General features: G+C 70.9%; 8 protein-coding genes and 1 pseudogene. 1 reads left to right on the forward strand and 8 read right to left on the reverse strand.

Annotation, left to right across the window (positions count from 1 at the left end):
- The 8 genes from trpC to rpe form a co-directional block, all read right to left on the reverse strand.
- Positions 1–738: indole-3-glycerol phosphate synthase TrpC (gene trpC, locus I5I_RS00370; protein WP_036314919.1), on the reverse strand; the 738-nt coding region annotated here is incomplete at its 3' end.
- A gap of 1 nt (position 739) precedes the next feature.
- Positions 740–970 carry a DUF6704 family protein gene (locus I5I_RS00375; RefSeq protein WP_036289479.1) on the reverse strand — a complete coding sequence of 77 codons (231 nt, stop codon included), beginning with the start codon at positions 968–970 and terminating at the stop codon, positions 740–742.
- Between the two features lie 37 nt (positions 971–1007).
- A complete protein-coding gene (locus tag I5I_RS00380) occupies positions 1008–1622 on the reverse strand; it encodes a Trp biosynthesis-associated membrane protein (protein WP_036314922.1) in 615 nt (204 codons plus the stop codon).
- On the reverse strand, positions 1619–2002 hold the full coding sequence (gene hisI, locus I5I_RS00385; RefSeq protein WP_036314925.1) for a phosphoribosyl-AMP cyclohydrolase: 384 nt from the start codon (positions 2000–2002) through the stop codon (positions 1619–1621). Before hisI ends, I5I_RS00380 begins: the two co-directional genes overlap by 4 nt.
- Complete coding sequence (gene hisF, locus I5I_RS00390; protein ID WP_036314928.1) at positions 1999–2763, reverse strand: imidazole glycerol phosphate synthase subunit HisF; 765 nt, start codon at positions 2761–2763, stop codon at positions 1999–2001. Before hisF ends, hisI begins: the two co-directional genes overlap by 4 nt.
- 1 nt (position 2764) lies before the next feature.
- Positions 2765–3607 carry an ATP phosphoribosyltransferase gene (gene hisG, locus I5I_RS00395; protein ID WP_036314931.1) on the reverse strand — a complete coding sequence of 281 codons (843 nt, stop codon included), beginning with the start codon at positions 3605–3607 and terminating at the stop codon, positions 2765–2767.
- Positions 3608–3653: 46 nt separating this feature from the next.
- Positions 3654–3917: a phosphoribosyl-ATP diphosphatase gene (locus I5I_RS00400; RefSeq protein ID WP_005055234.1), complete on the reverse strand. Its 264-nt coding sequence runs from the start codon at positions 3915–3917 to the stop codon at positions 3654–3656.
- Between the two features lie 58 nt (positions 3918–3975).
- Entirely contained in the window at positions 3976–4638 is a 663-nt protein-coding gene (gene rpe / locus I5I_RS00405) for a ribulose-phosphate 3-epimerase (protein WP_275574451.1), read from the reverse strand.
- Between the two features lie 120 nt (positions 4639–4758).
- Between rpe and I5I_RS00410 the strand changes: the two are divergent.
- Positions 4759–5514, forward strand: a pseudogene (locus I5I_RS00410) (hypothetical protein); the annotation flags it as partial.

Consider the following 5514-nt stretch of genomic DNA (forward strand, 5'->3'; position numbering starts at 1 on the left):
CGGGGTCTTTGTGACGAGCGCTTCGCCGACGAGCACGACATCGGCGCNGTCGCCCCGATAGTGCGCGACGTCGGCGGGCGCGAGCACCGCCGACTCGGCGATCTTGATCGCGTCCGCGGGGAAATGCTCCGCGAGCGAGCCGAACAGGTCGCGGTCCAGCTCGAACGTGGAGAGGTTGCGGGCGTTGACGCCGATGAGCGTGGCGCCGAGGTCGCCGGCGCGGTCCAGCTCCTCGCGTGAGTGCGTCTCGACGAGAGGCGTCATGCCCAGCTGCAGGACCAGCTCGTGCAGCTGCCGCAGCAGGGGCTGTTCGAGCGCGGCGACGATCAGCAGCACCAGGTCGGCCCCGGAAGCCCGCGCCTCCAGAACCTGATAGGGCGTCGCGATGAAGTCTTTGCGCAGCACCGGCAGCGCGACTCGCTGCTTGACGGCCTCGAGGTCGGCAAGGGAACCCTTGAACTTCCGCTGTTCGGTGAGCACCGAGATCGCCGAGGCGCCGCCCTTCTCGTACAGCGACGCCTGCAGGGCCGGGTCGGGAATGGCCGCGAGGTCGCCGCGTGAGGGACTGGCGCGTTTGACCTCCGCGATGATCTTCACGCGCTCGGCGGGTGCGAGAGCGGCGCGGGCATCGAGAGCGGGCGGCTGCGCGAGAGCGTCGCGCTCGACGTCGCGGAGCGGACGTGCGTCCTCCCGCGACCGGGCATCCTCCACCGCGCCGGCCGTCAGGCCATCGAGCATGTCAGTGCTGCTTCGGGGCGTACTTCGGACCCTTGGCGCCGTAGCCGGCCTTCGCCATGCCCCAGCCGACGAGCGCGCCCACGACGAGCAGCCCGGCGGAGGCCCAGACGAGCGCCGGCATGTCGAACCAGTAGAAGACCGTGCCGAGCGTGACGGCCAGCAGCATGATGACCACAGCCGTCCAGGCGGCGGGCGAGTGTCCGTGGCCGGGGTCGTCGATGCTGTTGCTCATGGTGCTCCTCGGTCTCATTCGGGGGTTCCCCGCCAGTCTAGCGGGCGGTGGGATCGTCGCCGTGCGACAGGTCGTCCCAGGAGTCGATCGCGTCGTGCGGGCGCGACGCGGCCGCACCCGTGGCCGATCCCGCCGCCGACGGGCTCGGGTTATCGGTGCGATACCGGCGTCCACTGCCGCGCCAGCGGTGCGACGTGGCGAGCGTCAGGACGCCGCCCACGGCGACCAGTGCGCCCGCGACCACCGTGAGCCACGGCCAGGGCGTCGACGTGATCGAGGCGACCAGCCCGTCGATCGCGTCCGTTCCCGACAGGCCGGTGGCCGTCGTCACCGCGGCCGAGACGGCATCCACGGGGTGTTCGATCGCGATGCGTCCCGCACCGATCAGCAGCGTGCCGCCGATGATGACCGCAACCGCCCCGAACGCGTAACGCAGCACGCGTCCGACCACCGTGAGGGCGAGGCCCAGCGCGAGCGCCGCCAGGCTGAGCGGAGCGAGCAGGGTGAACGCCTTCGCGCCGGCGACGGTGAGGGATGCAGTGGCCCCGGCATCCAGGGCGACGTCCAGCCACGTCTGGGTCGACGAGATGATCGCGAGGGCGCCGCCGGCGATGATCGAGAGGACCGCGTAACTGCGTGCGCGTGCAGTCACGACGGGTCACCGCTGTGATCGAGCGGTGCGAAGGCGACGACGGGAGAGAGGTCGTCGGCGTCGAAGCAGGTGTGATCGCCGGTGTGGCAGGCGGCACCGATCTGCTCGACGGCGATCAGCAGGGTGTCGCCGTCGCAGTCCAGCCGGGCGCCGCGCACGTACTGCGCGTGACCCGACGTGTCGCCCTTGCGCCAGTACTCCTGGCGGGAGCGCGACCAGAACGTCACCCGTCCCTCGGTGAGCGTGCGGCGGAGGGCTTCGGCGTCCATCCAGCCCAGCATGAGCACGTCGCCCGTGTCGTGCTGCTGGATGATCGCTGGGACGAGCCCGTCCGCGTTGAAGCGGACGCGGTCGATGCGAGCGTCGTCGACGGCGCTCATCGGCGCACCTCGATCCCGTCCGCCGTCAGCGCGTCCTTGACGTCGCCGATGGTCAGCTGCCCGGAGTGGAAGACGGATGCCGCGAGGACCGCGTCGGCGCCCGCGTGCACGGCCGGGGCGAAGTGGTCGACAGTCCCGGCACCGCCGGAGGCGATGACGGGCACGGAGGACAGCTCGCGCATGAGGCCGACGAGCTCGAGGTCGAACCCGTCCTTGGTGCCGTCGGCGTCGATCGAGTTGACCAGCAGCTCCCCCGCTCCCCGGTCGATCGCCTCTCGTGCCCACTCGAGCGCGTCGAGGCTGGTCGCGGTCCGACCGCCGTGGGTCGTGACGACGAAACCGGAGCGGGTGCCGGGCGCGCGTTTCACGTCGAGCGACAGCACCAGCACCTGCGCACCGAAGCGATCGGCGATCTCGCCGAGCAGCTCGGGGCGTGCGATGGCGGCGGAGTTGACGCCGACCTTGTCGGCGCCGACCGCGAGCAGGCGGGCCACGTCGTCGGCGCTGCGCACGCCGCCGCCGACGGTCAAGGGGATGAAGACCTCCTCGGCGGTGCGGCGCACGACGTCGTAGGTCGTCGATCGGTCGTCCACCGTCGCGGTGACGTCGAGGAAGGTCAGCTCGTCGGCACCCTGAGCGAAGTACAGGGCGGCCAGCTCGACCGGATCGCCCATGTCGCGCAGGTTCTCGAAGTTCACGCCCTTGACGACGCGGCCGGCGGCCACGTCCAGACAGGGGATGACCCGTCGTGCGAGCGACATGTCAGAGCCTCGCGTTGTGGATCGCGGTCACCAGGATCGCGCGCGCGCCGATCGCGTACAGCGCGTCCATCACCTGGTTGACCGTCTTGCGGGGGCTCATCACCCGCACGGCGACCCATTCGGGATCGCGAAGCGGCGAAATCGTGGGCGACTCGATACCGGGAGCGATCGCGACCGCCTCGTCGACCAGCGACGCCGGGAGGTCGTAGTCGATCAGGACGTAGCGTCGGGCCACCATCACGCCCCGCAGGCGCCGCAGGAGCGTCTCGGTGCCCTCGGCCTCGGACGGGGCTCCGATCAGCACGGCCTCCGACTCCAGCAGCACGGGGCCGAAGATCTCCAACCCGGCTTGGCGCAGCGTCGTTCCCGTCGAGACCACGTCGGCGACGGCATCGGCGACGCCCAGCTGCACCGCCGACTCGACCGCGCCGTCCAACGGCACCAGGTCGACCGCGACTCCCTGCTCGTCGAGGAAGCCGTCGACCAGCCCCGGGTACGCCGTCGCGACCCGCAGACCCTCGAGGTCGCTCACCTGCGTGAAGCGCCCGGGAGGTCCGGCGAAGCGGAAGGTCGAGCCGCCGAAGCCCAGCTTCTCGATCTCGCGGGCACCCGGCATCCGTGCGTCCAGCAGCAGGTCGCGGCCGGTGATGCCGACGTCCAGTGCGCCGGAACCGACATAGGTCGCGATGTCCTTCGGGCGCAGGTAGAAGAACTCGACCTCGTTGACGGGGTCGATGACGTGGAGGTCCTTGGGGTCGCGGCGTCCGGTGTATCCGGCTTCCGCGAGCATCTCGGCGGCGGTGTCGGCGAGCGACCCCTTGTTCGGCACGGCGATGCGCAGCATGGGTGAAGAGCTTTCGGTGTCGGGAGGAGCGGGGGCGGGAGCGCGCTCAGAGATGTCGGTAGACGTCCTGCAGCGTGAGGCCCTTGGCGAGCATCAGCACCTGCAGGTGGTACAGCAGCTGCGAGATCTCTTCGGCGGTCTCGTCGTCGGACTGGTACTCCGCGGCCATCCAGACTTCCGCGGCCTCTTCGACGATCTTCTTGCCGATGGCGTGCACGCCGCGATCGAGCTGCGCGACCGTGCCGGAGCCTTCGGGACGGGTCTCGGCGGTCGTCGTCAGCTCCGCGAACAGGGCGTCGAACGTCTTCACCCTCTCAGGCTACCGGTCCTCGGCGCGCCCGCGCGCCGCCAGCCGCGGGCGGCGGTGCTCAGTGGCGGTGATGCTCGGTGGCGAGGCGCCGCAGCGCGGCGATGGCCCGGTCGGGCTCGTCGGCGCCGAAGACCGCGGATCCTGCGACGAAGGTATCGGCCCCGGCCTCGGCAGCCTGGGCGATCGTCGACTCGGAGATGCCGCCGTCGACCTGCAACCACACCTGCGAACCGCGCCGGCGGGCCTCCTCATGCAGACGGGCGAGCTTGGGCATCTGATCGGCCATGAAGGACTGGCCGCCGAAGCCCGGCTCGACGGTCATCACGAGGATCTGGTCGAACTCGTCGAGCACGTCGTACAGGCCTTCGACCGGTGTCGCGGGTTTGACGGCGACGCCGGCTCGCGACCCGATCGCGCGGATCCTGCGGGCCAGAGTCACCGGGTCGGTCGCCGCTTCGAGATGGAAGGTGACGGATGCCGCGCCCAGCTCGGCGTACCCGGGCGCCCACCGGTCGGCATCCGAGATCATGAGGTGGACGTCCAGCGGCACGGGGCTCGTCGCCTGGATGCGCTCGACCATCTGCGGACCGAACGTCAGGTTCGGCACGAAGTGATTGTCCATGACGTCCACATGCACGAAGTCGGCGGTCGCGATGCGCGCCAACTCCGCCTGCATGTTGACGAAGTCGGCGGCCAGGATGCTGGGGTTGATTCGTGCCACGGCCCCATTATCCACACCCTGCCCGCGCGTTCGGCCCGCCGTCAGTAGGGTCTCTGGAGAACCACGGGGGTGGTTCGCGCCGAGGGGTGCGCGGCGGGGTGACCGACGAGAGGGCGGACGATGAGCGGGAACGGTGACGGTCAGGCGCCGATGTGGGACGCCCAGCGTGGCGAATGGGTCGCGGGCGCATTGCGGTGGGATGCCGCGGCGGCCCAGTGGGTGCCGCGCGCGACGGAGGCGGCTGCCGAGGCCACCGTCGTCACGCCGGCACCCACGGAGCACGCGGCGGCAGGGCCGTACGTCGCGGCGTTCACACGTCCGCAGCAGGCCGGCGGCCCGGTACCGCACGGCGCTCCGGTCCCGCAGCCCGCCCCGCAGCCGCTTCCCGCAGACGGACAGGCGCCGGTACCGCCGCGAAAGAAGCTTCCCACCGGGGCGCTGATCGGCATCATCGCCGGCGGAATGGTGGTGCTGCTGGCCATCGCTCTGGGCGTGGCGTTCGCGGTGCGCGCGGCGACGACGGCCACCACCGCCCCCGAGAGGGTCGTGTCCGATTACCTGAATGCGCTCGCCGCCGGCGACAGCGAGGCGGCCCTCGCGATGCTCGACTCGAAGCCGCGTCAGGGCACGCTCCTGTCGGATGACGCGCTCGCCGCCGCATCCGCGAAGGGTGCGATCGAGAACGTCGTCGTGTCGGTGCCGAAGGGCGGCGACAAGGGATACTCGATCCCCGTGCGCGTCGACTACACGATCGGCGGAAAGCCGGTGAGCGGCCAGTTCGACGTCGTCGACTACGAGGATGACGGCACGTGGAAGCTGGCGCACGGCACGGTCGACATCTACCTCGGCGGCAGCTTCCGCGGCCTCAACGCGACG

The organism is Microbacterium sp. B24 (genome assembly GCF_000333415.1).
Taxonomy (GTDB): Bacteria; Actinomycetota; Actinomycetes; order Actinomycetales; family Microbacteriaceae; genus Microbacterium.